25 protein-coding genes are annotated in these 24,866 nt (G+C 71.8%); 10 read left to right on the forward strand and 15 right to left on the reverse strand.

Annotation, left to right across the window (positions count from 1 at the left end):
* Positions 1–92: 92 nt before the first annotated feature.
* Together ACSURM_RS01880 and ACSURM_RS01885 are read right to left on the reverse strand one after the other, a co-directional pair.
* Positions 93–710 carry a sigma-70 family RNA polymerase sigma factor gene (locus tag ACSURM_RS01880; RefSeq protein ID WP_436952795.1) on the reverse strand — a complete coding sequence of 206 codons (618 nt, stop codon included), beginning with the start codon at positions 708–710 and terminating at the stop codon, positions 93–95.
* A 242-nt stretch (positions 711–952) separates the two neighbouring features.
* Positions 953–1,690 carry a hypothetical protein gene (locus tag ACSURM_RS01885; protein WP_436952797.1) on the reverse strand — a complete coding sequence of 246 codons (738 nt, stop codon included), beginning with the start codon at positions 1,688–1,690 and terminating at the stop codon, positions 953–955.
* A gap of 203 nt (positions 1,691–1,893) precedes the next feature.
* Here ACSURM_RS01885 and ACSURM_RS01890 point away from each other — a divergent pair, with 203 nt between their 5' ends.
* From ACSURM_RS01890 to ACSURM_RS01900, 3 genes are all read left to right on the forward strand, one after another.
* Positions 1,894–2,625, forward strand: coding sequence for a DJ-1/PfpI family protein (locus tag ACSURM_RS01890; protein ID WP_436952799.1), 732 nt, complete (start codon positions 1,894–1,896; stop codon positions 2,623–2,625).
* A gap of 203 nt (positions 2,626–2,828) precedes the next feature.
* Positions 2,829–4,022, forward strand: coding sequence for an NAD(P)/FAD-dependent oxidoreductase (locus tag ACSURM_RS01895; RefSeq protein ID WP_436952801.1), 1,194 nt, complete (start codon positions 2,829–2,831; stop codon positions 4,020–4,022).
* A 9-nt stretch (positions 4,023–4,031) separates the two neighbouring features.
* Positions 4,032–4,967: a sigma-70 family RNA polymerase sigma factor gene (locus ACSURM_RS01900; RefSeq protein ID WP_436952803.1), complete on the forward strand. Its 936-nt coding sequence runs from the start codon at positions 4,032–4,034 to the stop codon at positions 4,965–4,967.
* A gap of 90 nt (positions 4,968–5,057) precedes the next feature.
* Here ACSURM_RS01900 and ACSURM_RS01905 read toward each other — a convergent pair whose 3' ends face one another.
* Positions 5,058–6,530: a hypothetical protein gene (locus tag ACSURM_RS01905; protein WP_436952805.1), complete on the reverse strand. Its 1,473-nt coding sequence runs from the start codon at positions 6,528–6,530 to the stop codon at positions 5,058–5,060.
* Positions 6,527–7,396 carry a hypothetical protein gene (locus tag ACSURM_RS01910; protein WP_436952807.1) on the reverse strand — a complete coding sequence of 290 codons (870 nt, stop codon included), beginning with the start codon at positions 7,394–7,396 and terminating at the stop codon, positions 6,527–6,529. Before ACSURM_RS01910 ends, ACSURM_RS01905 begins: the two co-directional genes overlap by 4 nt.
* Before the next feature lie 163 nt (positions 7,397–7,559).
* On the opposite strand from ACSURM_RS01910, the gene ACSURM_RS01915 reads away from it, so the two are divergent.
* Entirely contained in the window at positions 7,560–7,727 is a 168-nt protein-coding gene (locus ACSURM_RS01915; protein ID WP_436952809.1) for a hypothetical protein, read from the forward strand.
* On the opposite strand, the gene ACSURM_RS01920 is transcribed toward ACSURM_RS01915, so the two are convergent.
* A complete protein-coding gene (locus tag ACSURM_RS01920; RefSeq protein ID WP_436952811.1) occupies positions 7,706–8,362 on the reverse strand; it encodes a CGNR zinc finger domain-containing protein in 657 nt (218 codons plus the stop codon). The two genes, ACSURM_RS01915 and ACSURM_RS01920, sit on opposite strands and share 22 nt — an antisense overlap.
* 66 nt (positions 8,363–8,428) lie before the next feature.
* Here ACSURM_RS01920 and ACSURM_RS01925 point away from each other — a divergent pair, with 66 nt between their 5' ends.
* A complete protein-coding gene (locus ACSURM_RS01925; protein WP_436952813.1) occupies positions 8,429–9,193 on the forward strand; it encodes an AzlC family ABC transporter permease in 765 nt (254 codons plus the stop codon).
* On the forward strand, positions 9,190–9,498 hold the full coding sequence (locus tag ACSURM_RS01930; protein WP_436952815.1) for an AzlD domain-containing protein: 309 nt from the start codon (positions 9,190–9,192) through the stop codon (positions 9,496–9,498). Before ACSURM_RS01925 ends, ACSURM_RS01930 begins: the two co-directional genes overlap by 4 nt.
* Positions 9,499–9,787: 289 nt before the next feature.
* On the opposite strand, the gene ACSURM_RS01935 is transcribed toward ACSURM_RS01930, so the two are convergent.
* The 10 genes from ACSURM_RS01935 to ACSURM_RS01980 all read right to left on the reverse strand — a co-directional run bounded on the left by ACSURM_RS01935 (position 9,788) and on the right by ACSURM_RS01980 (position 19,826).
* A complete protein-coding gene (locus ACSURM_RS01935) occupies positions 9,788–10,696 on the reverse strand; it encodes a TIGR04222 domain-containing membrane protein (RefSeq protein WP_436952817.1) in 909 nt (302 codons plus the stop codon).
* Positions 10,697–10,865: 169 nt separating this feature from the next.
* Complete coding sequence (locus ACSURM_RS01940) at positions 10,866–11,384, reverse strand: GNAT family N-acetyltransferase (RefSeq protein ID WP_436952819.1); 519 nt, start codon at positions 11,382–11,384, stop codon at positions 10,866–10,868.
* A gap of 16 nt (positions 11,385–11,400) precedes the next feature.
* Positions 11,401–12,135, reverse strand: a complete 735-nt coding sequence (locus ACSURM_RS01945; protein WP_436952821.1) for a 4'-phosphopantetheinyl transferase family protein — start codon at positions 12,133–12,135, stop codon at positions 11,401–11,403.
* Between the two features lie 199 nt (positions 12,136–12,334).
* Positions 12,335–14,047: a chloramphenicol-biosynthetic FADH2-dependent halogenase CmlS gene (cmlS, locus tag ACSURM_RS01950; RefSeq protein WP_436952823.1), complete on the reverse strand. Its 1,713-nt coding sequence runs from the start codon at positions 14,045–14,047 to the stop codon at positions 12,335–12,337.
* 11 nt (positions 14,048–14,058) lie between these two features.
* Positions 14,059–14,685: a hypothetical protein gene (locus ACSURM_RS01955; RefSeq protein ID WP_436952825.1), complete on the reverse strand. Its 627-nt coding sequence runs from the start codon at positions 14,683–14,685 to the stop codon at positions 14,059–14,061.
* Positions 14,682–16,046: a class I adenylate-forming enzyme family protein gene (locus ACSURM_RS01960; protein WP_436952827.1), complete on the reverse strand. Its 1,365-nt coding sequence runs from the start codon at positions 16,044–16,046 to the stop codon at positions 14,682–14,684. Before ACSURM_RS01960 ends, ACSURM_RS01955 begins: the two co-directional genes overlap by 4 nt.
* Positions 16,043–16,741 carry an SDR family NAD(P)-dependent oxidoreductase gene (locus ACSURM_RS01965; protein ID WP_359051604.1) on the reverse strand — a complete coding sequence of 233 codons (699 nt, stop codon included), beginning with the start codon at positions 16,739–16,741 and terminating at the stop codon, positions 16,043–16,045. Before ACSURM_RS01965 ends, ACSURM_RS01960 begins: the two co-directional genes overlap by 4 nt.
* A gap of 17 nt (positions 16,742–16,758) precedes the next feature.
* Complete coding sequence (locus ACSURM_RS01970) at positions 16,759–17,076, reverse strand: hypothetical protein (protein ID WP_359051588.1); 318 nt, start codon at positions 17,074–17,076, stop codon at positions 16,759–16,761.
* A 249-nt stretch (positions 17,077–17,325) separates the two neighbouring features.
* On the reverse strand, positions 17,326–18,651 hold the full coding sequence (locus ACSURM_RS01975; protein ID WP_436952829.1) for a cation:proton antiporter: 1,326 nt from the start codon (positions 18,649–18,651) through the stop codon (positions 17,326–17,328).
* 203 nt (positions 18,652–18,854) lie between these two features.
* Positions 18,855–19,826 carry a ParB N-terminal domain-containing protein gene (locus tag ACSURM_RS01980; RefSeq protein ID WP_436952831.1) on the reverse strand — a complete coding sequence of 324 codons (972 nt, stop codon included), beginning with the start codon at positions 19,824–19,826 and terminating at the stop codon, positions 18,855–18,857.
* A 722-nt stretch (positions 19,827–20,548) separates the two neighbouring features.
* On the opposite strand from ACSURM_RS01980, the gene ACSURM_RS01985 reads away from it, so the two are divergent.
* The 4 genes from ACSURM_RS01985 to ectB all read left to right on the forward strand — a co-directional run bounded on the left by ACSURM_RS01985 (position 20,549) and on the right by ectB (position 24,776).
* Positions 20,549–20,962, forward strand: a complete 414-nt coding sequence (locus ACSURM_RS01985; protein WP_436952833.1) for an ectoine synthase — start codon at positions 20,549–20,551, stop codon at positions 20,960–20,962.
* Positions 20,963–21,027: 65 nt separating this feature from the next.
* Positions 21,028–21,918 carry an ectoine hydroxylase gene (thpD, locus tag ACSURM_RS01990; RefSeq protein WP_436952835.1) on the forward strand — a complete coding sequence of 297 codons (891 nt, stop codon included), beginning with the start codon at positions 21,028–21,030 and terminating at the stop codon, positions 21,916–21,918.
* A gap of 139 nt (positions 21,919–22,057) precedes the next feature.
* The gene (locus ACSURM_RS01995) at positions 22,058–23,404 is read left to right on the forward strand and encodes a CynX/NimT family MFS transporter (RefSeq protein WP_436952837.1); all 1,347 of its coding nucleotides are present in this window, start codon (positions 22,058–22,060) and stop codon (positions 23,402–23,404) included.
* 103 nt (positions 23,405–23,507) lie between these two features.
* Positions 23,508–24,776 carry a diaminobutyrate--2-oxoglutarate transaminase gene (gene ectB, locus ACSURM_RS02000; RefSeq protein ID WP_436952839.1) on the forward strand — a complete coding sequence of 423 codons (1,269 nt, stop codon included), beginning with the start codon at positions 23,508–23,510 and terminating at the stop codon, positions 24,774–24,776.
* The last annotated feature ends 90 nt before the right edge of the window (positions 24,777–24,866 follow it).

Genomic DNA, 24,866 nt, shown 5'->3' on the forward strand with positions numbered 1-24,866 from the left:
GGTGCTCGATGTCGGTCGGCGGCGTCCGCGCACGCGGGGACGTGGCTGCCGCCGCCCGGGCCGTGAACCGGGCGGCGGCGGGGTGCGGGCGGTCAGGCGGCTGCGGGCGCCGGCGTGCCGTGCTCGGCGTCCCGGAGCCACGCGATCAGTGAGGTGCGGGCGCGCGCGACCCGTGAGCGCACCGTGCCCACCGGGCAGCCGCTCACGTCGGCCGCTTCGGCGTAGGGAAGTCCGAGCAGTTGGGTGAGGACGAATGCCTCGCGGCGGTCGTCGGGGAGCGTGTCCAGCAGGTCGGCGAGGGCGATGCCGTCGTCGAAGCCGGGCAGTCCGCGGGGCTGGGCGCGTTCCGCGGCCGTCTGCCAGTCGCCGGTGCCGGTCAGGCGGGGGCGGGTGGAGCTGTGGCGGATGCTGTCGATCAGCGCGCGGCGGGCGATGGCCAGCAGCCAGGTGCGGGCCGAGGAGCGGCCTTCGAAGCGGTGCAGGCTGCCCAGGGCCCGTAGGAAGGTGTCCTGGGTCAGGTCGTCGGCGGTGTGGGGGTCGGCGCCGAGGAACGTCACATAGCGGTGGACGTCCCGGTGCAGGGCGCGGACGAACAGGTCGACGGCATCGGGGTCTCCGCCGCGGGCGGCGAGTGCCCAGGCCGTGATCGCGTCGTCCCGCGGGCCTCGGTCCGAGGCTTCGCGTGAGGGGGTCGGGGCAGGAGTGAGCACCTTGCTGGTCTCTCCTTCTGAAGGATCCGGGCACACCGGCTTCGCGGCGGGCGCGCACAGGGTGGCGTGGAGCCTCGCTGCGGTGCCGGTGAGAGGGGTGAACGGCCGGGCGTGAACGCGCGCGGCCGATGCCCGAGGCGAGGAGCCGACGGCTGGTCGTCCTTCTGTACGGTCTCGGGAATCCGGTGCGTGTACGGCCTCGGAGATCCGGTGTGTGTACGGCCTCGGGAATCCGGCTGTCGTCAGGCGACAGCGCACCCCGTGGGCGGCCCTCGGGACGTGACCGCACGGGTGAGGAGGAGCCTTCGCAGCGTGCCGTCCGAACGGCCCCGGCGGGCGCGGAGGCGTGGCCGGTAGGGCGGCACGGGCAGCCGGAGGATCAGCCGCAGCGGAGCGACGAGCCATCCGGCGAGGGCCCGCAGGATACGGAACGCGGCCCGCTCGCCGTGTGCCAGCCACAGGCCGCACAGCAGCGCGGCCAGCAGGTGGGCGGTGAGCATGCCGGCCGAGGACATGCCGGACATGCCGTGGCCGGAAGGGTGCGGGGCATCCATGTGGGCCATCGGCCCCATGGAGTGCATGCCCCCCATCGTGTGCTCCATGGAGGCCGTGGACGTCGGCATGGCGCCGTGCCGTGGTGCGGGGCCCGGCGGTGAGCCGTGCAGCAGGTGGCCCAGCCACTGCCGGCCGAGTGACCCGGCGCCCGGGGCCTGCTGAGGGTGTACGACTGTCTGGGCGAGCGCGAACGAGGCGTGGAGCACGGCCTGTGCGGCGACCGCGAGGGAGCCGACGGCGGTCGGCCCGCGCTCCCGTCCGGCCAGCAGCCAGGCCGTGCCGCCGGTCATCGCCGCTCCCGCGGCCATGGCCCACCAGGGCACCGCGGTCCCCGACATCATGACGTGGCCCAGGGAGGCGAGCAGCACGCAGACGGCCGCGAACACGGCGGCCCTGAGCGTGCGGGAACACCACCCAGCCCTCATGGCGCCTCATCCTCGCAGCACGGGCCTCACGGGTCACGCGGGGGTGGGCCGGCCCCTTCCGCCGCCCCAGCCGTGAGCAAGCGGGTTGCCGTCCCCCGCGCGGGAACTCACCGGCCGTCTCGAACGACCACTACCCCGCGGGCAGTTCACGGACCGCATGCCGTTTCCCGAAGCCCACCACGGCTCACACAGGAGGCACACCGATGGAACGCAGAGAGTTTCTTCGCCGGACGTCAGCGGCGGGCGCGGCGACTTTGGGGGCCGGGACGCTGACGGCCACCGCCTCGGGCACTCGGGCAGCGGCTGCCGCGACGCGGCGGTCCGGGCCGCTGCGGGTCGACATCGTGATGTTCGACGGGGTCGAGGAACTGGACTGCATCGCCCCTTACGAGGTCTTCTCAGCCGCCGCCATGCACAGCGCGAACGGCGTCGAGGTCCGGTACGTCACCACCGGACGACCGCGGCTGATCCGGTGCGCGTACGGTACGGGCATCCAGGTCAAGCACCGTTGGGCGCCGCGGGAGACGGACCTGATCGTGGTCCCGGGCGGCGGCTACACCCGCCGGGACGGCCCGGGCGTCTGGGCCGAGATCGACGACGGCACCCTCCCGCGAGCGCTCGCCGCGGCTCCCCGCGACGGGCTGACGATCAGCTCGCTGTGCACCGGGGCGGTACTGCTGTCCGCGGCCGGTCTGACCCGGGGGCGCCCCTGCACCACACACCACGGCGCGAAGGCGTACCTCGCGGAACACGGTGGCCTCGTCAAGAACGCGCGTGTGGTCGACGACGGCGACCTCGTCACCGCCGGCGGCATCACCTCGGGACTGGATCTGGGGCTGTGGCTGGTCAAACGCGAACTCGGCTCGGACGCCGCGACCGGTGTCGAGACGATGCTGGAGTACGAGGCCCGCGGCACGGTGTGGCAGGCGCCCTGACCGGCACGGCCCCCGCTTCCGGAAGGGGGCGGGGGCGCGCGGCGGTCGGGGGACGGTCCGCGGGCCGGGCGGCCGTACTCCGGGGCGACCGCCCGTCCTTCCGGCCTCACCGAGGCTCAGTGACACACGTCACAGCCGGCTTCTGTCAGGAATCGCGGCGCCGTCTCGTTCAAGGGGCACGCGAACGAGACAGGAGCATTGCCGTGAAGCACCGCATCGTCGTACTCGGCGCCGGATACGCAGGGGCCTTCGCCGCCGGGAGCCTGGCCCGTCGGCTGTCCCCCGCCGACGCCGAGATCACCGTCGTCAACGCCGTGCCCGACTTCGTCGAGCGGATGCGGCTCCATCAGCTCGCCGGGGGCCGGGATCTGAGGTTCCGCAAGCTCTCCGACGTGTTCGCGGGTACCGGGGTGCGGCTGCGTGTGGCGCGCGTCACCGGCGTCGACCCCGAGCGCAGGACGGTCGCCGTCACCGACGCGCACGGCGCGGACGGTGAACTCGCGTACGACACACTTCTTTACGCGCTGGGGAGTTCCGTGGCGCACCACGGCGTGCCCGGCGTGGCCGAGTACGCCTTCGACGTGACCGGCCTGTCCTCGGCGCTGCGGCTGCGGGAGCGCCTTGCCGGGCTGGGCGAGGGCGGCACCGTGCTGGTCGTCGGCGAGGGGCTGACCGGCATCGAGGCCGCCACCGAGTTCGCCGAGTCCCGGCCCGACCTCTCGGTCGCGCTCGCCGCCCGCGGCGAGCCGGGCGACTGGCTCGCCCCGAAGGCCCGCCGGCACCTGCGCCGGGCCTTCGACCGGCTCGGTGTCACCGTCCATGAGCACACCGCCGTCGAAGCCGTCGAGCCGGGCCGGGCGATCGCCGCCGACGGTACGTCCCTTCCGGCCGATGTCACCGTGTGGTCGGCCGGATTCGCCGTACACCCCCTCGCGGACGCCAGCGGTCTGGAGGTCACCGGGACCGGGCAGATCGTGGTCGACCGCACCATGCGGTCGGTTTCGCACCCGGATGTCTACGCCGTCGGTGACTGCGTCCACGCGATCGGCGACAACGGCCGGCCGCTGCCGATGTCGTGCGCTTCGGCCGGCTTCACCGCCATGCAGGCCACCGCCGCGATCATCGCGCGCCTGACGGGCGACGAGGTCCCGACCGTCGCGCTGAAGTACTACGGCAACCACATCAGCCTCGGGCGGCGGGACGCGATCTTCCAGACGGTGGACGCGGACGCCCGGTCGAAGTCCTGGTACCTGGGCGGCCGGACCGCCGCGTTGTTCAAGGCGGGTGTGCTCGCGGGGGCGGGCTGGAACATCGCCCACCCGGGCTTCGGCCTGCCGCGGCGCAAGCGCCCTCTGGTCACGGCACCTGACCGGACCGGTGTGCGGGTCGCGGCCTAGGCTCTCGCCATGGACACCGCAGCTATCGATCGGTTCGAGGCCGGCCGGGGCCGGCTGGCCTCGCTCGCGTACCGTCTGCTCGGCTCGGCCGCCGACGCCGAAGACGCCGTGCAGGACGCGTTCCTGCGCTGGCAGGCGGCGGACCGGGAGCGCATCGAGGTGCCGGAGGCGTGGCTGACCAAGGTCGTCACCAATCTCTGCCTCGACCGGCTCCGCTCCGCGCAGGCGCGTCACGAGCGTGCCGCCGGTGACTGGCTGCCCGAGCCGCTCCTCGAGGGTGATCCGATGCTCGGCCCGGCCGACACCTTCGAGCAGCGCGAATCGGTGTCCTTGGCCGTACTGCTCCTCATGGAGCGCCTCTCGCCGGCCGAGCGGGCCGCTTATGTCCTGCGCGAGGCATTCTCGTACTCCCATGCCGAGATCGCCGGGATCCTCGACATCACGGAGTCCGCGAGCCAGCAGCACGTCCACCGGGCCCGGCGTCACCTCGCCGCCGGGCGCCGCGGCGGCGAGGTGGATCCCGTGTCCGCGCGCCGGATCGTGGAGGAGTTCCTCACCGCCGCCGTGTCGGGGCGTACCGATCGGCTGGTGGAGTTGCTCACCGCCGACGCGACCATGGTGTCGGACGGTGCCGGACTGGCCAGGCGGCTGCTGCGGTACACGACACCCGAACGCATCGCCTCCTATGTACGGGCCGGGTTCAAGCCCACTCCGGCGAAGCGGCGGCTGGCCGGCGGCTCCGTCGCGATACACATCGCGCTGGTCAACGGCTCCCCCGCCGTCCTGGCGGTCGTCGACGGCCGGGTGGCGGGTGTCGTGGTGTTCGAGGTCGTCGGCGGCAAGGTCGCGTCGTTGCGCGGAGTCGCCGCGGCGAACGGGCTCATGCGCCTCGACGAGACCTGGCGGCGGCAGAAGCCCGGCGCGCCGGTCATCGACGCTTGGTGAACCGGAGTCACCGCGTCTCCGCCCCCGATGGCCGGCTGGGAGCGGAGACCGTGGCCGGCGCGTCGCGCTCGCCGGATCCGACGGCCCCGTTCACCAGTTGGGGTCGAGTCTCAGCACGGTGTCCTCGTCCGCCATCCACCGGTCGAACTCCGCCTGGGTCGTGAAGACGGGCCGGCCACCGACCGTACCGGTCAGTCCGGCGAGGGCCGACAGCGCGCCGGCCGGGTCGCTCGTCGCCATCTCCTGCTGTACGGCGGACAGTTGGGGGAGGATCACGGCGGTCGCATGGGTGATCCGCTGGTCGTCAAGGCGGGCGATGACGCTGCCGAGCAGGCCGGAGGTCGCGGCCGCGGTGAGGAGTTCGCGTTCCAGGAGGCCGGTGGCAGCGTCCTCGGCGCCATCCGCGCGGGCCGCGACCAGGGCGGCTTGCAGGCCCTGGACGACCAGCGCGGCGGTGGCCTGACCGACGAGCCCGCCAAGCAGTGCCCCGACCACGGGCACGGGCACGACCGTCTGCGCCGCCGCGCCGCAGGCCCAGGTGAGGGCGGTGGTCAGCGTCGCCTCGCAGCTCAGCGCCGCGAACTCGCCCGTGTCGATCCGGCCGCGGGCCAGGTCCAGCCCCGCTTCGGCGACGGCGTACGCCGCCCGGGCGGTGGCGAAGGGGAGTTCGCCACCGCCGAAGACGGCCGGGAGGCGGCCGGCCCTCGCGGCGCCGCGGACCAGGGAGCCCAACGCGGTCAGGGTCCCCGACCTGACCGCGGCACGTGCGGCGGCGGCCGAGGCCGTGAACGCGGCGCAGGCCGCGGAGGTCTCACCGGCCCGTACGCGTGCGGCCTGGGCCGCGGCACTGGTGACACCACCGATCAGGCCGCCGAGAGCGGCTCCGGCGGCCCCGGCGGCGAGTGCCTCGCCGCCGATCGCCCGGGCGGTTCGCCCGCGGGCCCAGCCCACGGGGTTCTGCGCGGCGCGGTGGACGTCCGCGCGGCCGACCGGTGTGCTGCTGACCCCGGCGTGCTCGAGGCGGTCCGACAGGTGGGCGCGGGCGTCCGAGTAGTCCGCGTACCGCACACCGTCGGGATTCATCGCCAGCCGGCGGTCCAGGAGGTCGTCGACGGCCGCGATCCGGTCGGCCGCCACCAGCCTCGTCATACCCGCGTAGTCCTGCCGGGCCATCTGGTGGGCGGTTGTCGTGGCCTTGTCCATGAGCTTGGCCTGCGCCTCGCCCACGACGGTCCCGCGGTCGACGAGGTGAAGGTCGGCCGCGGCGGTCTGCGATCCGCCCGCCATCCACTCGGTGACCCGGGCCCGGACCGGGGAACCGGCCAGGATGGCACGCCGGTTGAAGGACAGTTCGTGCATCACCTCGAAGAGGTGGCCCGCGCGTTGGGCGTTGGTGACATTGGCGTAGCGCCGTGCCAGTTGCCGCACGGTCTCCCGCGTCCGCAGTGTCTCGACGGTCGCCGCCGCCAGCCGCCGGGTGGCCGCGTCGGCGACGGCCCAGACGGCGTGGTCGGCGCCATGGGGGAGCACCGGGCGCCCGGAGCCGCCGGGTACGGGACTCACGACTCGGTGTCCATGGCGCGCAGCCGGGCTCGGGCGTCGGCGACGACCCGCCCCGATTCCTCGGTCATCCGTCCCTCCGCGTCGGTGAGGGGGCAGCTCATGACCATGACGGCGAGGCCGGCGAGGTCCACCATCGCGGCCACCTCGGCGCGCCGACGGGAGTCGTACCGGGCGTAGTCGTCGCACTCCTCCACCAGCGCGGTGAACGACGGCAGCCGCCGCACCAGGACGAACCGGAGGTCCCGCAGGACGCGCCGCGTCTCCTTGCTGCGCTCGTACAGGGCGCAGGCCGCGTCCTCCGCCTCCCTCATCTCCGTCTCGGCCCGCTCCAGGTCCTGTGCCATCTCGCGTTGGCCGCGTCTGGCTCTGCGGCCCTGCCACTCCACGACGGCGGCCAGTGAGAGGACGGCCGGAGCCGCGACGATCGCGGTCAGCACCGTCGTCCCGGCCGCCACCCCGCCACCGCCCGCGGCGAGAGATCCCCCGCCCAGCCAGGCGAGCGTGGCGCTGGTGGCCGCCGCCCCGGAAAGACCCGAGATCGCCGTACCGGTGGACGCGGTGGCGAAGGCCCCGACCGCGAGGTAGGCGCCTATCCCGGCGCCGGAACCGGCGAGCGCGCTGCCCGCCAGCGCGCCGACGGCGGCCGTCACGGCACCTTCGCGCAGCCGGCGGAACTCGACGCCCGCCTGGCCGCCGGCGGTCGGCAGCTCGATCTCGGCCAACTCGGCCAGGTCGACGCGCTTGAGGCGCTGGAAGACGTCACGGAAGGGGACGAGGGCCTCGTCGTAGAGCGCCTGCCTCGCCTTCCGCTGGGCGGCGTTCTCCGCGGCGGCCCGTTGACCGAGTTCCTCCTGGCACTCGACCAAGCGCTCGTATCTTCGTCGGTTCGCTTTCGCGAGCCTGACGGCGTCGACCATGGCGACCGCCATGCTGCCCCCCTTGCTACTCGGCTCGGTGATTCTAGTGCCGCAACTGGTGGCCTCCGCACCGGTGTTGACACCCGCGACCGAGTGTGCGGTGGTGCGGGGGGTGTCGAGGCATTCGAACCCTCCGGACACGGCGTGCACCGTCGCCCACGACCGCACCTCCGACTGGACCGACGGCTACAACGGCAAGGTCACCGTGACGGCCGGCTCCGTGCCGATCACCACCCGGTCCGTGCCCCTCACCGCCGCTCAGGGGCGGGAACGGTGGTAGTGGCGGCGGGCGCGGTCCCGGTTGCCGCAGTCACCGGAGCTGCACCAGCGGCGCGTGCCGCTGCGGCTGCGGTCGAGGAAGAACCATCCGCACCCCGGGCCCTCGCAGCGCCTGATCCGCCCCACGAGCGGACCGGCGAGGAGTTCGTCGGCCTGCAGGGCCAGGGCATGGGCGAGGTCTTCGAACCCGGTCGCCCGAACCTGCCAGCACAGCGGCAACTCGGGAGGCAGCACGGCCTCCTGACGGGCCGTCACGATCGACCGACGCAGGATCTCCCAGGGGCCGGCCGGCAGCGGGCCGCGGTCGGCCACCGCGTCCAGCACCTCCCACAGGGCACTCCGCAACGTCTCCAGCCCGGCGAGACCGTACGCGGCGCGGGACCGGTCGTGCCGCTCGTCGGGCGCGGCCGCGCGCGGCGGCGTTGTGGGTTCCCCGGCGGTGAACAGCCCGACTCGGCCGGCCCAGCGGAGCCACGCCTCGACACCCTCCACGCGGGCGACACGGCGGTGCGGGTCCGTGCGCCACGCGACGGTGTTGGCGAAGTCGAGGACGGGATGCCCGCCGATGAGGGCCACCTCGGCATGGGTGGAGCGCGCCGCGGGTCCCTGGCCGGTCGTGTCCTGGGCTCTGTTCACCTTCACCACCCTAACGAACCTCGCATCTAATGGTCATAGACACTTATGCCTGTTAGGTTGTGGGTCATGTTCACGGAATTGCCCCCGCACGAGGGCCCGTTACCCCGACAACGCCTGCGCGCGGGACTGCGCGTCGGGCTCGCGCTGGGGACGGCTTCGTTCCTGCTGGCGGTGAGTTTCGGGACGATCACCCAGTCGCAGGGGTGGGCCGCGGCCGGCGCCGTCCTCTGCTCGATGGCCGTCTTCTCCGCTTCGGCGCAGTTCGCCCTCGTCTCGGCGCTCGGCGCGGGAGGCGGGGTGGCCTCGGCCGTCGTCGCCGCCGCCCTCGTCAACGCGCGTTTCCTGCCGATGGGCGTGGCGGCCTCCGGTGCGCTGCGCGGAGGCCGGTTGCGCCGGGCCGCGGAGGCCCAGGCGCTGGTGGACGGCTCGTGGGCCGCCGCGCACCTGGGGGGCGGGCGCTTCGATCGGCGGGTACTCTTCGCGGCCAGCGCTGTCCAGTGGGTCCTGTGGGTCGCGGGCACGGCGCTCGGTGTGGTGCTGGCGCCCAGCCCCCATCTGCTGGCCTCGCTCGGCCTGGACGTGGTGGCACCCGCCATGTTCCTGTTCCTCCTTCTCGACGCGCCGGGCGCCGATCGCGCGTACTGGACGACCGCGCTGCTGGGTGGAGTCATCGCCGCGGGACTTTCCTTCCTCCTCCCCGCCGGGCCGGCGCTGATCGGTGCCGCCTGCGCATCCCTGGTGGCCCTGGTACGCCCCCTGCCGAAGGAGGACCGGGGCGGTCCGCGTCGACAACAGGCCGACGATCAGCCCGGAACGGAGCCCGCACAGTGACCCCCTGGCCGGCCATCGCGGCCGTCGCCGTCCTCGGCTTCGCCCTCAAGGCCGCCGGGCCGACGGTGCTCGGCGAGCGCGAACTGTCGCCTCGTACCCGGGCGGTGATCGCCCTCATGGCCCCCGCCCTGCTGGCAGGGCTCGTCGCGACCGGCGTCGCCGGCGACAGGTGGCGGACGGTGGACCCCGCCCTCCTGGCGGCCCTGACGGCCGTGCCGCTCCTCCGCCGGTGCCGGCTGCCGCTGCCGGCCGTCCTCGTCGGCGCGGCCCTCCTGGCCGCCGCCGTACGCGGCCTCACATCCTGACCGTCCGACAGGCCACCCTCCCCAGGTCCGCCGGTCCGGCACTTCTCGGGGATCACCCCACCCGGTTTCCGGGTTCTCCCGGACTGTGCCGAACGGCCCGCCGTCCTAGCGTGCAGGTATGACAACTTCCCGACGCCTCAGGACCTTCGCGGCATGCGCGGCGGTGCTCGCGTGCGCCTTCCGCTTCTGCCGGGCCCCGTCACCCCCTGCCCCTTCGCGAACCGGCAGCGGCCACCGGGGCGGCGCCGACCGGCACGGTCCGGTCAAGGCGACTTGCGCGTCGGCATCCTCACTCCCCCGCGCTTCCGCACCCGCCGCCGCCTCCCCCGGCGTCGCCACCACCGCACACTCCGGCGTACCCGCAATAACCCCAGTGCGCCGACGTGCCGTGCCCGGGGGCGGAGGTGTCGCCGAAGGCCGGGTCCCCGGCCCTCCAGGTCTCGGGTGTGACCAACTCCCTGAATTCCGGCTCTTGCGCGGCGGACAGTCCGCCGAGGGCCACCGCGCCCACAGGCGTGACGGCGAGGACGGCGAGGACGTCTGCCCGGCGCCACGCGGCCGGGCGCTCGCGTTCGCCGCTCAGGATGCCGAGCGTCGACCGGACGCGGTACGGCACCCAGGCCCGGGACGGCTTGACGAGCACGGCCGTGACGGCCGCGCCGGCCGACAGGGCCACACCGGCCCACCAACGTTCAGCGCTACCGGCGGTGAGGTCCCACACCAACGGTACGAGCGCGAGAGCCGCCGACCACCACAGCAGACGCCGGGCGCGATACTGCGCGCGCCGCAGGGTGGGACGGATCAGCAGGCCCTCCGCCAGGAGGCGGTCGCCGACGGCCCGCACCGCTCGGCTCGCGGCGGTCCGGGCGACCAGCTTGCCCGCCCGTTCGCTGCGGGAGATGCCCGCCGCCTCGACGAGCGCCGCCTCGACACCGACCGCGCGCACGCCTTCGGGGACGGTGACCGTGCCGTCCTCCGCCAAGGCCAGACGGCCCTGCCGCACCATCCGGAACAGGACCGTCGCCGACGTCCGGCGCGGCCCACCCGCGAGGAAGGCCAACTCCTCCACGGACAGGTCCTCGCGAACCGCCACTTCCGCCCTCAGCCTCACCGCGATCCTCACGGCGACGACGATCCGGTACCCGATCGCGCCCGCCGTCAGCACCGATGCCGCCAGATAAAGCCCTTCGTCCAGCATCGCCATTCCCCCGTAGCCCCCGTCCGCTCACAACGGTTGTCCCCACAACGGCAGATCGACAAGCTGAACCCGACTCCCCGACCGCGGCAACCGGCACAGCTGAGGAGGGACGCCTCTGAACGGGGTGAGCTTCGGAACGGTGCGGGTGGGTGGTGGCGGGTGGGTGGGCTCAGGTATGGGAGGACAGTGGGCCGAGGCGGTGGAGGATTTCGTCGTGGTCGCCGTCCGGGAGGTCCTGCGCGTGGAACAGCAGTTCGGTGTGGGTGTCGGCGTCGTACCTCGTGGCGACCATGTGCAGCAGCATCAGGATCGCCTTGTTCTGCCGGGAGACGCTTGTCTCCACGTACTTCGCCCCCGTGGCCAGCTGGAGGTCGATCGCGTGCACGAGGAGGTCGATGCCGAGGCCCGAAATGCCGTTGCCGGGTCGCACCGCCGCCTGCCAGATGAAGAACGTGTCCGGCGCGTCGGGCCGGCGGTAGCCGGTCAGGAAGCCCACGATGTCGTCGCCGAGCGTGGCCACCATGGACGTCTCGGCGAAGTCCCGGAACCACAGCCGGTAGTGGTACGAGCTGTTGTCGTCCAGCATCGGCTCGTCGAGCACCATCCGCCAGACGGCTACGGCGTCTTCCGGAACGGGCGTGCGGTAGCGGACGTCGGCGGTGGTCTTCTCCGACGGTGAGCCTGTCATCGTTCTTCCCTTCGCGTCAGGCGAATCGAGCGTTCCTGGTGGTGGCCGGGGCGGCCAGCGACCGCGGTGCGACGGCGGTGATCCGACGCGTGCTGGCGAGCGCCGCGATCCGGGCGCCCTCCACCCGGACGTCCCGCAGATGGATCGGGAACGCGGGCCAGTCCTCGGCGGGGCTCCCCTCGGGCCGGGCGAGATCACCCCGCACCTCGATCCGGTCCAGCCGGGCGGCCAGGCCGTGTCCCGTGAGTTTGACGACGGCCTCCTTCCTCGACCAGAGCCGCGTGAACGCCTCCGGCACCTCCCGCGCGGGCAGCCGGGACAGGGCCGCGCGTTCGCCGGGTGTCGCCGTGCGGGCGATGAGACGCCGCGGCACACCGGGGTACGGGGAGGTGTCGAGGTCGATGCCCACGACGCCCTGGGCCACGACCGCGATGAGGACCCGGTGGCGGGTGTGGGTGACCGAGTAGTCGAACCCGCCGTGGACGATCCGGGGGCGACCGTGGCCGGCGCCGCAGCGGGGGCAGGTGCGCTCTATGCGCAGGTCTCGGGCCGGCCTGCCGGTGTACCGGTGGGCGACCAGGCGCTGCGCCGCGCGCGAGGTGACGAGCAGGTCCCGCCGGCCGCCCTCGGGCATCGCCGCGGCGCGGATCGCCTCGTCGGGGGCCAGCAGGGCCTCCCACTCGGGGCGCTTCCGGACGGGCACCGACCAGAGGTGGCACTCACCTGTGGCGGGCAGGGCGTCGGCGGCCAAGGGCTTCGCGCCTCCTTCGGGCGATGGTCGCGGACAGTTCTCCGCGAGATACGGGCGGGCTGCGGACCGTTCACAGGTCATCGCCGGGTCGTTCCCGGAGCGCCGCCGCGGAACCGACGGCCGGACCTGTTGGCCCGGCGGCCGAGTCCGCGGCGGCCCGCACCGGCGTCCGGCGCTCCGGCGCTCCGGCGCTCCGGCGTCAGACCTCGTACTCGGTTCCCACGCCGTCGAAGCGGAGGCGGTCCTGTATGGCGACCCGCTCGCCGTTCTTGTCGTAGCCGGTCAGCAGGCCCGCCTCCATGAGGCGGATGACGATCTGTGAGCTGATCTCCTGCTGGTCGGCGTCGCTCAGTTCACGGATCAGCTCCTTGTAGCCGACCTCCTCCTTGAGGAGACGGCTGAAGATCTGCCGGTGCCGTTCCTCCAGAGGCCACTTGATCATGTCGAGGCCGTCCTCGTTGGCGAGGACCTGCTTGGGCTCCAGGCGGAACGTCTCGGGATCCACCTTGTAGTACGGCTTGAGGGTGACCTCTTCGCCGTTCCACTCCAGGCGCTTGATGCGGTTGAGCCGCTTGGTCAGCTGGCTGATCCAGCGCACCCGGGCGGGGTTGAGCTCGTCGTCGGTGAACTCGTCGCTCAGTTCCATGCGTTGGTGGCGCCCGATGCTCATCATGGTGGTCGCCCGGTCGCGGAAGTCGGCCACCGACAGGGTGCCGTCCCCGCTGGAGGCGGCCAGCCGGGTGAACCAGCGCTTGCGGTTCAGGCGCCCGTCGTCGGATTCGCTGATGCGCCGCTTCGACCAGAACTCGGACTCCGGCTCGGTGAAGGAGGCCAGCGTGTAGAAGGAGGCGAGGAACTCGTGGTACTGCTCGTAGGTTTCCCGGTAGGCGCGGTTGTACCAGGCGTGGACCTCGTCGCTCTCCGCCCCGCTCCGGGCGATCCGGTCGATCGCGGCGGCGGCGGAGACCGCCGACTGCGTGGCCAGGTGCACGCCCTGGGAGAACAGCGGGTCGGTGAAGCAGGCGGAGTCGCCGGAGAGGAAGTAGCGTCCGCCGGAGTACACCTCGGAGTCGTACGACCAGTCGTGGACGACCCGCACCTCCTCGACCATCTCGGCGTCGCCCAGGATCTCCTTGGCGCGGTCGGCCTTGGCGAGGGTCTCCCGGTAGAAGCGCTCGGGGCCGGCCTGCTTCACCTCGCTCGCCTTGGAGCGGTCGACGACCAGTCCGACGCTGAAGAGGTCGTCCTTGAGCGGGATCATCCACACCCAGCCGTCCTCGAAGGTGATGGAGTACGTCGTCCCCTTGAGGTCGCCCTCGAAGGGGTCGGGGCGGCGGAAGTACGACCAGATGGCGAAGCTCTTGTAGAACTCGTCGTAGCGGCGCACATCGAGCTTCCGGGCCAGCGGTCCGTTGGAGCCGCCGGCGTCTATCACGAAGTCGAACTCCAGGCGCTTGGCGGTCTCTCCGCGGCCGGCGGTGAGCGACACCCTGCCGGGGTCCGAGATGTCGACGTGGGACACCGGTGTGTTCTCGTGCACCTCGATGCCGCGTTCCCTGACCTCGTCGAGGAGCAGCTTGTCGAACTCCTTGCGCTGTACCTGGATGGCGTGGTCGAACACCCACGGGGAGGTCCGCGGTGTGGTGAAGGAGAAGGTCCACGGGGCCTCGTCGCGTCCCCAAAGGAACGTCGCCGAGGGCTTCTTGACGAACCCGGCGGCGTCGATCCGGTCCTGCAGGCCGAGCCGGTGGAAGATGGACAGCGAACCGGGCAGGAAGGACTCGCCGACCCGGTAGCGGGGGAAGCTGTCGCGCTCGTAGACGACCGGTGTGTGACCGAGCCGGTGCAGGGTGAGGGCGGCGGTGCAGCCGGCGGGGCCGGCCCCGATGATGGCGACGCTCGAACCGTTCATGTGTGCTTCCTTCACGACTCGGTGGACTTGATGGCTTTGATGCGGCTCGGGACGAGGTAGGAGAATCCGCTCGCGGCGTTCTCGAAGAGCGTGAGGCCCGCCTGGAACCGGCAGGCGTCGCCGATGCGGACCTCGGGGGCGACGGTGCAGGCCAGGCCGAAGAAGTTCCCGTTCCCGATCTCCACGCTGTTGCCGGCGTGGAAGTTGGGGGCGAAGAAGTTGCCCGAGCCGATCCGGGAGTGGTGCCCGAACGTACACCGGTAGTTGACGACGTTGTAGCTTCCGAGGGCGGTGCCGACGCCGACGTAGTTGTCCGGTCCGATGATGTTGCCCTGGCCTTCGATCGCCTCGGGGTCGACCCGTGAGGAGGGGTGGACGACGTTGACCGCCTGCCATCCGCGGGGGGTGATGTACTCCTCGATGAGCTCGCGCCGCTGCTTCATGCCGGACACGGCGAGGACTACCTTCGTGCCCTCGTCCGGCGGATGTGCGGCGAGCTTGGTCCAGGTTCCGTCCGGCGCGTGCACCTCCTCCCCCTCGACGGCGAGGTAGCGTGCGACGCCGTATCCGGAGTCCTCGGCGTAACGGGCCACTTCCCGTGCGAACTTGCCCGCTCCTATGACGACCACGTCGGTCATGGCCGGCTCCTCTTCTTCTTGAACCGGGCCGATACCGGTATCTCGTCGATCACGGTCACCTTGGCGGGCATCTTGAACGGTTCGACCTTGCCGTCGAGGAACTCGCGGACGTGCCGGCGGACTTCGGCCTTGCTCATCGCGCCGTCGGGTTTGACGTCGACGTGCACGGCCTGGCCCGTGATGGAGTTGGGTTTGCCGTAGACGGCGCAGTAGGCGATGCGGGGGCTGCCCATGAGGATCGATTCGAGTTCCAGCGGCAGGACCTTCTCGCCGCCGACGTTGATGATCTCCTTGGCGCGGCCCTTCACCTTGATGTAGCCGTCCGCGTTCTCCTCCACGAGGTCCCCGGTGCGGAACCAGCCGTCGGCGGTGACGGCCTCGTCGGAGTAGTTGAGGTAGCCCATGAACTGGGTGCGGGTGCGCAGTTGGAGTTCCCCGTCCACCACCCGGTACTCGACTCCCTCGTCCGAGATCCGGAAGTACGTGCTGGACGACGACTCGCTCTGCGTGGTGGAGATGCCGGTCTCGCTGGTCCCGAACGTCTGCAGCAGCCGGGCCCGCGGAAAGGCCGCGTGGACGCGCTTGAGCAGTTCCTCCGGCATGGGCTCGGTCCCGTAGGTGATCAGCCGCAGGCTGGAGAGGTCGAACTTCTCGTGGAAGTCGCCGATGAGGATGAGGTTGAGGAAGGTCGGGCTGGTCGGCAGCAGGCGGATGCCGTACCGCTCGACCAGCCGGCAGATCTCCTCGGGCGTGCGCTTGGCCGGCACCACGGCGGTCGCCGCGCCGCGTACGACGCCGAGCAGCGAGTTGATCCCTCCGATGTGGTCGGCCAGCAGGAACAGCAGGATGTGCGGGGGTTTCCTGCCGACGCGCTCGCCCGTGCCGATCTTCTCCTCCACCAGGGCGTCGAAGTCGTGCAGGACCGCCTTGGGCGCCCCGGTCGAGCCGCTGGAGAGGAGGACGAGCCCGGCCGAGCCGGACGCCATCAGGGCTCCGTAGAGTTCCGATGCCTCGCCCGGTGGCGAGTCGAACGGGGCGACGGTGACGTCGTCCCGCACGTCCACGACGTGCCGGGGGCGGCAGGCGGCGCGGACGGCCTCCAGGGTCGTCTCGGTGAACGTCACGACGGGCACCACCACGGCCTTGCGGCGGTAGAGCGCGAAGAGCGCGGCGATCTGGGAGAAGGAGAAGTCTCCTCGCAGGACGACGGCGTCGTACGGCTTCACTCCCGCCTCGTCCAGCAGCGTCTCGATCCGCCGGATCTCCCCGGCGAGTTCGGTGTAGGTGTGGCTGGACGAGTGGTGGACGACGGCGGTGCGGTCGCCCCACCGCTCCATCCTGTCGGTCAGGGTGTCCCTCATTGGACTCCTCCCAGGTACAGCGTCTCTCCGGTGACGAAGGCGGAGTGGCCCGTGGTCAGGAAGTCGACGGGGCCGACGATGTCGTCCATCTCGCACATCCGCCCGATCGTCTGCCGCTCCACGACGGCGTCGAGGGTCTCCGGTGCGAGGGTGCGGGTGAGGACGGTGCGCACCGGCGGCAGACCGATCCCGTTGACCCGTATGCCGAACGCGGCCAGTTCCTTGCTCATGACGCGGGTCAGCTGTTCCACGGCGCTCTTGCTCGCCGAGTAGACGAGCTGGCCGTCCAGCGCCCACGGCACGGCGACCGTCGAGACGTTGAGGATCGCCGCGGATCCCTCGGGGCTCTTCTGCAGGAGTTTGGCGGCCTCCCGGCAACAGTTCAGCACCGCGAAGAAGTTGAGGTCGAAGACGGCGCGGGCCGTCTTCTCCGGCGTCATCATGAAGTGGTTCATCACCGAGGTGCCGGCATTGTTGACCAGCGCGTCCAGGTGCCCGAACTCGCGGCGGACGGCGCGGAACATGGACCGTGCCTGTGCGGCGTCGGTCAGGTCGATCTCGTGATGACGGTAGGCGGGGTGCCGGATGCCCGACGGCTTGCGGCTGCAGCCGATCACCGTGTCCCCGCGGTCGAGGAAGTGTTCGGCCAGGGCCTTTCCCACGCCGGTCCTGGTTCCGGTGACTAGGGCGATCATCAGGCGGCCCGTGCCGGTCACGCCGGCTGGGAGACGGCGACACCGGCCTCGGCCAGCTCGGCCTCGACGAACTCGGCGAGGCGGCTGACCCTGCCGAACGGGCTCACCCTCTGGGAGACGGCTTTCTCCGAGGTCAGCGAGATCTCCTCGCCGTACGCGTCCTCGACGGCCTCCTCCACCTGCGTCAGGAAGTTGACCAGCTGCATGGAGTCGAAGACTCCGTTGTCCCCGTAGAGGGCTAGGGAGGACAGTTCCGTGACGGGGATCTTCTCGTCCCTGCGTTCGTTGACCTCCTCGATGACGTCCTGGATGAGAGTGAGAATCCGGTCGTTCATGGTCGCCATACCTTCCGAAGTGGGGTGGCCGCGTTTTCCAGGGGCTGTGGGCGGCACATTTCTCTTTCGTCCGAAGGGCCGCACCCGAATTCGAGGCGCCGCACCCGAGCCGGCAATCAACTCTCGGAGTTGTGCCACGAGTCTTTTCGCTCGGGCGACGCGATGACGCGTTCCGTGCCGCGTCGTATCCAGGTCACGAATGTGCCGGACCGCATTCCGATGTGTCAAACAGGTCCGGGAGGCGCCGGGTCAGGACAGCGTGCTCCACTCCCTTTGCTCGGCCTCCCGGATTTCCTCCTCGGCCGTTCGCTCGACCCGCGACATCGCCATGCGCAGGATCGGCGGGGCCAGAAGGGATGTCACCACGGCGACGAGCACCACGATGGTGTACGCCGCCACGCTGAGAATGCCGAGCCGCAGCCCGACCATTCCCACCACGATCTCGATGACGCCCCGCGCGTTGAGGCCGGCTCCCAGGGCCAGCGCCTCCCACCGGCCGAGGCCGCTCAGGCTCGCGCCGGCCCAGACCCCGAGGAACTTGCCGAGGACGGCGACCGCGAGGACGCCCAGTCCGGCCAGGGCGACGCCAGGGTCGGCCAGCGCGCCGAGGTCCATGCGCAGACCGGCGGTGGCGAAGAAGACGGGCGCCAGCACGGACAGGGCGATGGTGCGCAGCGGGGCCAGCCGGGCCGGCTCCACCTTTCCCTCCCGCCCGATGAGGACACCGCCGAGGAACGCGCCGAGAACCGGTTCCAGGTGCAGCGCGTGGGTGGCGGCCGCCGCCAGGAGGATCACCCCGGCCGCCGTGGCGGCCGGCACTCCCGGTTCCGGGCTCGTGCCCACCAGCCGGAAGGCGTGCCGTACCGCCCACCGTCCGGCGGTCAGTGCCACGACCGCGACGAGCGCCACCGAGGCGAGCGCCTCCACCACCGGTGCGCCGCTGATGCCGGTGACGGCGATCGACGAGACGACGGAGAGCATGAACCAGCCGAACACGTCGTCGATCACTCCGGCGGTCAGGGTGAGCTGGCCGACGGTGCGGTGGAGCAGCCGCATCTCCATCAGCGTCTTGGCGATGACGGGGATCGCGCTCACGCACATCGCGACGCCGAGGAACAGGGCGAAGACGCCCCGTTCGGTACCGTCCGGGACCAGTGCGGCGGGCAGCAGGAACGCCGTACCGACACCGAGGGCGAGCGGGACGACCAGGCCGCCGGCGCTGACCAGTGCGGCCGTCCTGCCGCGCCGGCGGACCAGCCCCAGATCCAGGTGCATGCCGGTGACCCCGACCAGCAGGAGCACGCCGAGCTGGGCGACGGCGTCCAGCAGGTGCGCCTGCTCCCGGCCGCCGGGAAACAGCCAGCCCGACAGGCCGGGGGCCAGGCGCTGGAGCACGGAAGGGCCGAGGACGACTCCCACGAGGAGTTCCCCGACGACCGCGGGCAGGCCGGCGCGGGCGGCGAGCCTGCCGAAGAAAAGCGCCGACAACAACAGCAGTGCCACTTGGAGCAGAAAGACCAGCAATTCGTGAGCCGCGAGCGGCGTGGCCGTCGTCGGCGCGAACGAGAAAGGCACATGTCCTCCAGAGGAAAAGGGCCCGCGGTGTCCGAAACGCGTCCGGGAACCAGTTTTCAGACCCCATCCAAGGAAAACCAGCGGAGCCCCTCGGTCGTCCGGGTTGAACAACCCGGCGACGAGGGGCTCCGTTTCGCGCTGCCGCCTCCGGCCGACACCCTGTTCAAGTGTGGATTGTCATCGGTTGAACACTGCCGTGCCGGCTAGTCCGCACGTCCCGCGCGGTCTTCGAGTTCCTGGGCGAGGCTTCGCCACATTTCCGAGCACTGGATGGCCAGTTCGGCGACGGTCGCCGCCAGGTGCGGCGGAATGTTCTCGACGACGTGCGGGTACTTCGCCTTGGCCTGGTACTGCAGGAAGAGCCACCGCAGCAGTTCTCTGCCCGATTCCGAGAACCTGAGCGAGGGGTCCCGCCGTAACGACTGGAGCCTGGCGCTCATGTTCCGTGACTTCCGCTCCCGCTCCCCGGCGGTGAGCGCGGACTCCCCGGCCGGTGCCTCCGGTTCCCGGAGACCGACGGGGAGCCCGACGGGTTGTCGGGGCTGTCCGCGGTCCCTGGGCGCGACGGGGTCCTCCCCGCGCCGCAGGCGTTCCCTGACGTCGTGTGCGGTGCCCACGGAGACCCCCGCCGCCTTCGCGATCTGCCGCAGCGGCGCGTCCGGGCGTGCCGTCAGCGCCTCGGCCGCCCGCCGTCTTCCCTCGGCGGCGCTGAGCGGCCGGCGGCGGCCGTCCCGGCCGAGCCGCACCTCCTGGCGCGAGGAGCCGCCGTTCAGCCGCCGGCGGATGCCGCCGACCGTCTTGGTGGACAGTCCCGTGCATTCGGCGATCGCCCGGTCGGACATGTCCCGCCGGGTGGCGATGATGCGTTCGGCCGCCGACCGCCGGTCGTCCAGGGACAGGGGGAGGCCGTGCCGGATGTTGGCCCGTACGGCTTCGACGAAGGCCGCCTCGGCGGTGCCGTCGAAGAACTCCGCCTTGATGGAGTGCCACCCTTTTTCCTTGGCCGCGCGGAGTCTGTGCATTCCGTCGATCACGTGCATGGTGGCCCGGTGGACCAGGATCGGCGGCCATTCGGTCTCGCTCTCGGCCAGCCTCCGCGCATGCTGCTCGTCCTCTCCCGCGAGGCGGGGGGAATCGGCCGGCTGAAGCTGGTCTACGGGGACTAGATGAGGCACTGGCTCGGTGAGTACCAGGCCTCCCGATCGATCGCTGTGGTCGAGCTGAGCTTCCATATCGGCCCCCAGCCGGTATGTCCGCATCACGGTGCACGCGGATGGTCTCCGATACGCCGTCCGCCTGCTGCGTCCGGACAACTTCTCGTCGTAGCCGTGTCAGCGTGGCATCCCTGGAGGGGGTGCGGACTCGTCACCGATCGGAACCGGCCGTGCCCGGGGCGCTACCGGTACGCGTGCCTCTGCGTGGGTGCGCCGAGGCGTGACGGGGTGGAATCAGCAGGGACGTGTGTGGCGATTCGAAGGTTCTGTGAAGCAGGTGTTCTCCCCTGGCGTGGTGTCGGCGGGCCGGGGTACACAGCGTCCCCGCCAAGATCAACTGACCGTCCATGCCGGTCAGTTGGCCGGAAATATGCGGCCGGGTGCGGCAACGGCGGATCGCGGGCCCATGGTTGATACCCGGCGCCCCTGTTGGTCTAATGGGCTGACCAGGCGGACGCCGGAATTCCGCGGTGCGCCGGCGATACGGGCCAGTGGTCCGGCCGGAATCACCCGTGGCCGTATTTCCCCCCTGCGGGGCCGCCGAGTGCAAGGCCCGCGCAGTGGTACCGGCCCCGCCCTCCCCACCCCGCACACAGACGGGCGAGTCCGAGGACAGTCGCCCGCACCGCTGAGCGAGGCCGCTTCGCTTCGCCCATCCACGACCCAAGGGGGCATCACCCGTCGTGATCGTCCGTTCATTCAGCGACATCGAGGGAACCGACCGGCACGTCAAGTCCAAGTCCGGCACCTGGGAGAGCAAGAGGATCGTCCTCGCCCGGGAGCGGGCCGGCTTCTCCCTGCACGAGACCACCGTCTACGCCGGCACCGAGACGTACATGTGGTACGCCCACCACATCGAAGCGGTGCTGTGCGTGGAAGGGGAGTCGGAGCTGACCAACGAGGAGACCGGGGAGAAGCACTGGCTCACCCCCGGGACGATGTACCTCCTCGACGGCCACGAACGGCACACCCTGCGCCCCCGGACCGACTCCCGCTACATCTGCGTCTTCAACCCGCCCATGACCGGCCGGGAGGACCACGACGAGAACGGCACGTACCCGCTGCTCACCGAAGCGGAGGGGGCGGATACGGCCTGAGACGGCAACCCGGCCGCCCAACCGGGCACTCGCAAGGCACGATCGGCTCCGAAGGAGAGCGCCGTATGAACACCACCGTCCGTCCCGACCTGTACCCGACCCGGGTCACCGGGGAGGCCGTGCCCCAGCCGCGCGTCGACCCCGTGGTGTGGGGTGACGCGCCGGGCCCGCTCGGCGAGGAGCAACTGGCCCGCTACGAGACCAGCGGCTACCTGGTCCTCGACAACCTGCTGTCCCCGCGCGAAGTTGAGGCGTACCGCGCCGAGTTGCGGCGGCTCGGCTCCGACCCGGCGCTGCGCGCGAGCGAACGCGTCATCCTGGAACCGGGATCCGACCGGGTGCGCTCGGTGTTCGAGGTGGAGAAGGTCAGCGAACTCTTCGCCGACCTTCTGTACTCGCCCCGGCTCACGGACATCGCCCGGCAGGTCCTCGGCTCGGACGTGTACATCCACCAGAGCCGGGTCAACTACAAGCCCGGTTTCGGCGGCGCCCCGTTCGACTGGCACTCCGACTTCGAGACCTGGCACTCGGAGGACGGCATGCCCCGGCCGCGCGCGTTCAGCGTGTCCATCGCGCTGAGCGAGAACCTCCCGTGCAACGGCCCGCTCATGGTCATGCCGGGCACACACCGGACGTTCGTCCCCACGGTCGGGGAAACGCCGCCCGACTACCACAAGGAGTCGCTGCGCGTGGAGCGCCTGCCCGTCGGCTCCCCCGGTCAGGAGCATCTGACGCGGATGGCCGAGCAGCACGGCATCGAGCAGGTGACGGGCCCCGCCGGGACCGCGGTGATGTTCGACTCCAACCTGCTGCACGCTTCCAGCGGCAACATCACGCCGTTCCCGCGCTCGAACATCTTCATCGTCTACAACAGCGTGGAGAACACGCTGGAGGCCCCGTTCGCGGCGGCCAGGCCGCGTCCGCAGCACCTCGGCAACCGGGAGTTCCCCGTCTGACCCCCGGCCACGGGACGGCCCCCGCCACTCCGGTCCCGCCGGCCCTGTCGGTCCCGCCGGCCGGGCCGGGACCGTGGCAGGGCGTCTCCCGCTGTCCGCACCCGATGTTCGACACGCTGCCGCGCAGGACGAAGGCGACATGACCCCCTCTTCCCGTACCACTCGCTCCGCAGCGATCTGGACCCTCGTCGGCCTGGTCCTGCTGACCCTCAACCTGCGGGCGGCCATCACCGGCGTCCCCCCGCTCCTGGGCGAACTCCAGGACACGTTCGGGCTCTCCGGTGTCGAGGTCAGCGTGCTCACCACGCTGCCGGAGCTGTGCCTGGGCGTCTTCTCCGCCCTCGCCCCGCTGCTCGCCCGCCGGATCGGCACCGAGGCGGCGATCACCGTGGCGCTCGTGGTGATCACGGCGGGGCTCCTGCTGCGCGCGGTGTCCGCCCAGACCGCGCTGTTCTCCGGGACGGTGCTGGCCGCGGCCGGGATGGCGACGGGCAACGTGCTGGTGCCGGCGGTCATCAAACGCGGATTCCCGCACCGCGTGGGGACGCTCACCGGCCTGTCGATGATGCTGCTGTCGGTCGGCGGCGCCGCCGGGGCGGGACTCGCCGTCCCCCTGGACCACATCGGCGGCTGGCGGCCCGCGCTGGCCGCGTGGGCGGTGCCCGCGCTGATCGCGGCGCTGGTGTGGGGCCCGCTGGCGCTCCGCGCGCGCACGCGCCGGCTTGACCGGCCGGCCGCCGACGCCTCCCCGTCCGCCCCGGCCGGCCGTCCGGGGTCTGCGGCGGACACACCCCCGGACGCGGTGACCCCGGCCGCCGCGGACAAGGGCTCGCTGCTGCGCTCACCGCTGGCGTGGGCCGTGATGGTGTTCATGGGCATGACGTCGTTGATGTTCTACACGCTGACGGCCTGGCTGCCCGAGATCATGCACGACCACGGGTTCTCGCCCGCCACCGCCGGGATGATGAACTCGGTCATCATCGTCATCGGCATTCCCCTCGGTTTCGTCGTCCCGGTGGTCGCGGCCCGCATGCGCGACCAGCGGCCGCTGGTCCTCGGGGTCGTCGCCCTGATGGCGGTCGGGCTCGGCGGCCTGCTCCTGGCCCCGCAGGCCGGCTGGGTCTGGACCGCCGTGTTCGGAGTCGCCACGGGCAGCGCGTTCCCGATCGCCCTCACGCTCCTCAGCCTCCGCTCCCCCGACGCCGCGGTGACGGCGCGGCTCTCGGGCATGGCCCAGTCCGGCGGGTACCTCCTCGCCGCCTCCGGCCCGCTCACCTTCGGTGTGCTGCACAGCGTCACCGGCGGCTGGCAGGCGTCGGTCTGGCTGCTGCTCCTGCTGGTGGTGCCCGAACTCGTCTGCGGTCTGCTGGCCGCACGGCCCGGCTTCGTACGGCCGGGCCCGCAACCGCCGGACGGCCCCGAGGCGAGTGGCCCCGAGCCCGCGCGGGTCTCCGCGCGGTCCACCGAGTCGGACCGCGCGCGCTGAGAGACCGGCCGTCCCCTGTCCGCGCCCAGCCCGAACCGGGCGAAGCGCTCCCCCTGCACCTTCCGCGTCGACCACAGCCGTTTGACGACCCCCGGGAGCACGCATGACCATCATGCCGCCCGACCTGAGCATCTTCGAGAGCCTGGAATCCGAGGTACGCAGCTACTGCCGCGGCTGGCCGGCGGTCTTCGACCGCGCGCACGGCGCACACCTCGTGGACGAGGACGGCCACCGCTACCTGGACTTCTTCGCCGGTGCCGGTTCCCTCAACTACGGTCACAACAACCCCGTGCTGAAACGGGCGCTGCTCGACTACCTGGAACGGGACGGCGTCACCCACGGGCTCGACATGGCCACCACCGCCAAGCGCGCGTTCCTGGAGACCTTCCAGCGCCTCGTCCTGGGTCCGCGGGGCCTGCCGTACAAGGTGATGTTCCCGGGGCCGACGGGCACCAACGCGGTGGAGTCCGCGCTGAAGCTGGCGCGGAAGGTGAAGGGCCGCGAGGCGGTCGTGTCGTTCACCAACGCCTTCCACGGCATGTCACTGGGCTCGCTCGCCGTCACCGGCAACGCCTTCAAACGGGCCGGCGCCGGCATCCCGCTGGTGCACGGCACGCCGATGCCCTTCGACAACTACTTCGACGGCACCGTCCCGGACTTCCTGTGGTTCGAGCGGCTGCTCGAGGACCAGGGCTCCGGACTGGACAAGCCCGCCGCCGTCATCGTGGAGACCGTGCAGGGCGAGGGCGGCATCAACGTCGCCCGGCCCGAGTGGCTGCGCGCGCTGAAGGAACTGTGCGAGCGGCAGGACATGCTGCTCATCGTCGACGACATCCAGATGGGCTGCGGCCGTACCGGCGCCTTCTTCTCCTTCGAGGAGGCCGGCATCACCCCGGACATCGTCACCGTCTCGAAGTCGATCAGCGGCTACGGCCTGCCCATGGCGCTCACCCTGTTCCGGCCCGAGCTGGACGTGTGGGAGCCCGGCGAGCACAACGGCACCTTCCGCGGCAACAACCCCGCCTTCGTCACCGCCACCGCCGCCCTGCACATGTACTGGACCGACGACCAGATGGAGAAGCACACCCGGGCCCGCGGCGAGCAGGTCGAGCAGGCCCTGCTGGCCCTCTGCGACGAGACCGGTGCGGGCGGGGTGCGCTGCCGCGGCCGGGGCCTGGTCTGGGGCCTGGAGTTCGCCCGGGCGGAGCGCGCGGTCGAGGTCTGCCGTCGGGCCTTCGAGCTGGGCCTCCTGCTGGAGACGTCGGGCTCCCGGAGCGAGGTGGTCAAACTCCTGCCGCCCCTGACCGTCTCCGCCGACGAGGCGGACGAGGGTCTGCGCACCCTCGCCCGCGCCGTCCGCGACACCGGCTGAGGCGCCGTCGCCGTAGCGCGAGGAACCGGTCATCGTGCGGCGATCCGGCTCCAGGAGGCCCCCCAACGACTCCCCGACGCCCGTGAGTTG

This window comes from Streptomyces sp. SudanB182_2057 (assembly GCF_964272715.1).
Lineage (GTDB): Bacteria > Actinomycetota > Actinomycetes > Streptomycetales > Streptomycetaceae > Streptomyces > Streptomyces rubradiris.

Excerpts from the sequence above, each read along its gene's own strand:
- ACSURM_RS01885 (WP_436952797.1), bottom strand. The coding sequence starts at position 1,690 with ATGAGGGCTGGGTGGTGTTCCCGCACGCTCAGGGCCGCCGTGTTCGCG.
- ACSURM_RS01890 (WP_436952799.1), top strand. The coding sequence starts at position 1,894 with ATGGAACGCAGAGAGTTTCTTCGCCGGACGTCAGCGGCGGGCGCGGCG.
- ACSURM_RS01900 (WP_436952803.1), top strand. The coding sequence starts at position 4,032 with ATGGACACCGCAGCTATCGATCGGTTCGAGGCCGGCCGGGGCCGGCTG.
- ACSURM_RS01925 (WP_436952813.1), top strand. The coding sequence starts at position 8,429 with ATGTTCACGGAATTGCCCCCGCACGAGGGCCCGTTACCCCGACAACGC.
- ACSURM_RS01935 (WP_436952817.1), bottom strand. The coding sequence starts at position 10,696 with ATGCTGGACGAAGGGCTTTATCTGGCGGCATCGGTGCTGACGGCGGGC.
- ACSURM_RS01940 (WP_436952819.1), bottom strand. The coding sequence starts at position 11,384 with ATGACAGGCTCACCGTCGGAGAAGACCACCGCCGACGTCCGCTACCGC.
- cmlS (WP_436952823.1), bottom strand. The coding sequence starts at position 14,047 with ATGAACGGTTCGAGCGTCGCCATCATCGGGGCCGGCCCCGCCGGCTGC.
- ACSURM_RS01955 (WP_436952825.1), bottom strand. The coding sequence starts at position 14,685 with ATGACCGACGTGGTCGTCATAGGAGCGGGCAAGTTCGCACGGGAAGTG.
- ACSURM_RS01960 (WP_436952827.1), bottom strand. The coding sequence starts at position 16,046 with ATGAGGGACACCCTGACCGACAGGATGGAGCGGTGGGGCGACCGCACC.
- ACSURM_RS01965 (WP_359051604.1), bottom strand. The coding sequence starts at position 16,741 with ATGATCGCCCTAGTCACCGGAACCAGGACCGGCGTGGGAAAGGCCCTG.
- ACSURM_RS01970 (WP_359051588.1), bottom strand. The coding sequence starts at position 17,076 with ATGAACGACCGGATTCTCACTCTCATCCAGGACGTCATCGAGGAGGTC.
- thpD (WP_436952835.1), top strand. The coding sequence starts at position 21,028 with ATGAACACCACCGTCCGTCCCGACCTGTACCCGACCCGGGTCACCGGG.
- ACSURM_RS01995 (WP_436952837.1), top strand. The coding sequence starts at position 22,058 with ATGACCCCCTCTTCCCGTACCACTCGCTCCGCAGCGATCTGGACCCTC.
- ectB (WP_436952839.1), top strand. The coding sequence starts at position 23,508 with ATGACCATCATGCCGCCCGACCTGAGCATCTTCGAGAGCCTGGAATCC.